The sequence below is a fragment of the Pseudoalteromonas sp. SR43-3 genome, assembly GCF_014163875.1.
Classification (GTDB): domain Bacteria; phylum Pseudomonadota; class Gammaproteobacteria; order Enterobacterales; family Alteromonadaceae; genus Pseudoalteromonas; species Pseudoalteromonas distincta.
Window position 1 is genome coordinate 1 of the sequence record NZ_JACJEC010000039.1, and the last position, 1,750, is coordinate 1,750.

The window sequence follows — 1,750 nt, forward strand, 5'->3', positions numbered from 1 at the left end:
AGTGTGATTACCAAGGGATTATGTCGGTCTAATTACCGAGCGACTTTGTCGTAAATAGCATATCAGCCAGTTACTAAACTGGCTACCTTTTATGCCGATTCAGCCAGAGCATTAGATTTTTCGACTCGCAATGCGGTGGTATTCATATTGTTTCTTAGCCACATGCTGCGCACACCGCCCGCGCTAATATCAACACCAAGGGCTTCACTGAGCTTTATCGCGACTTTCTGCTGACCAAGGTGAGGGTGTTCAATTGAGAATTGCACAACGGCGTCTTCTATCGCCTTATCCACACAGTTTTTGTGCCGTAGATTAGGTGTTTCTTGGCGTTTTAATGCTTCAGGGCCACCTCGCTTAACTAGTCTTAAGTGCCGATGAATAGTGTCTCGTGATACGCCACTTTGGCGTGATGCAGCGCTGACGCTTCCGAGTTTTTCGATTAACGCTAATACTTCAAGTTTCTTCTGTACTGCCAAGTCTTCTGATGCCAGTTTGCTTGGCTCATTAACTTCCGAGATCTTGAGTTTGCGACCAGCGAAGTGAGCGGTAAACCCTTTTTTACTCGTGTTCCTTATCTCGATTTTCTGATTGGCAATGGAGTGCTTGAGCGGTGAATCTATTAGGTAGAACTTGTTGCCATAACTGAAGGTATGGTCGTTACGTATTTTACGATGGTCTTTAATGACGCAGATATCATCAAGGTTGATGTGTTTCGACAGAGGCGTAAATTCAGGTGCTTGCTTTGATTTTACTTGAACTTTCGACTGCCAGAACTGCGGAATGAAGATATGCTTAAGGTAGGCATTGGCAGCGGCAATATCGTTAATATTGTTCAACCTAAGTTCGGGCACCAATCGGTCTTGGAAGGTATCGAACGCCCGTTCGACGCGCCCTTTACCTTGTGGGGAATTGGCAAAGATGATTTCAATGCCCAGCTCCTCACAAGCCCTCTGCATCTGTGAGAAGTTGCAGCGCTTCGGGCCGCCGAAGATATCGGCTCTGTCCACATAAAGCGTTTTAAACACACCTTTCGTTTCGATACATTCTCTCATGACTTTCAGGCATCCAACGGTGGTCTCTGACGGGAAGAACTCAGCATATACTTCACTGGTCGCATCATCAATCATGGCAATTAAACAGTGCTTTTTATCCCCAAACCAGCGATGTGGACTGCCATCCATTTGCATCATTAGACCCGGTGCTTCCATGCGCTCTCTGCGCTTTCGAACATTGCTACGTCTTCGTTTGGCTCGTTTAACGTGATGAATATCATGTGCCCAACCGCGTAGGGTTTCACGCTTAATAACAATGTTCTCATTCGTAGCTAATTGTTCAGCCAAGTGCAACAGATTCAAATCGTAATATTTTTCCTGAATCAATTTTTGAACCACTTTTTTTATTGATACCGGCGTTTTGTTGGGTGGGGCTTTGCCACTGTTACCATGTACAGCGAATTGAATACCGACTTGCTGATATTGCTTTACGTAGCGTTCAATAGTGCGTCGAGACTTACTGAGTAACTTAGCAGCATTGGCAATTGTTATCCTGCCTTCAACCACTTTAGCTATGATGTCAACGGTGAGTTGAGCTTTAGAATCCATCACAATCATCCTCAACATGCCTTCTAGTATTCCAAAAACAAAACACTAACAGACACGTAAAAAAGTGACCGACAAATTCCCTTGGTAATTAGCGATTACGACAGAATCGCTTGGTAATTAAGATACGACAAAGTCGCTTGGTGTTAACA

Annotated in this window: 1 protein-coding gene; it reads right to left on the reverse strand. The window is 44.5% G+C overall.

Annotated features, from left to right (window positions below; all coding sequences use genetic code 11):
• Positions 1-89: 89 nt before the first annotated feature.
• Complete coding sequence (locus tag H5088_RS20055) at positions 90-1,610, reverse strand: ISNCY family transposase (RefSeq protein ID WP_182754401.1); 1,521 nt, start codon at positions 1,608-1,610, stop codon at positions 90-92.
• Between the last annotated feature and the right edge of the window lie 140 nt (positions 1,611-1,750).

Bases quoted from the DNA above. Each gene is read 5' to 3' on its own strand.
- H5088_RS20055 (WP_182754401.1), bottom strand. From the start codon at position 1,610: ATGATTGTGATGGATTCTAAAGCTCAACTCACCGTTGACATCATAGCT.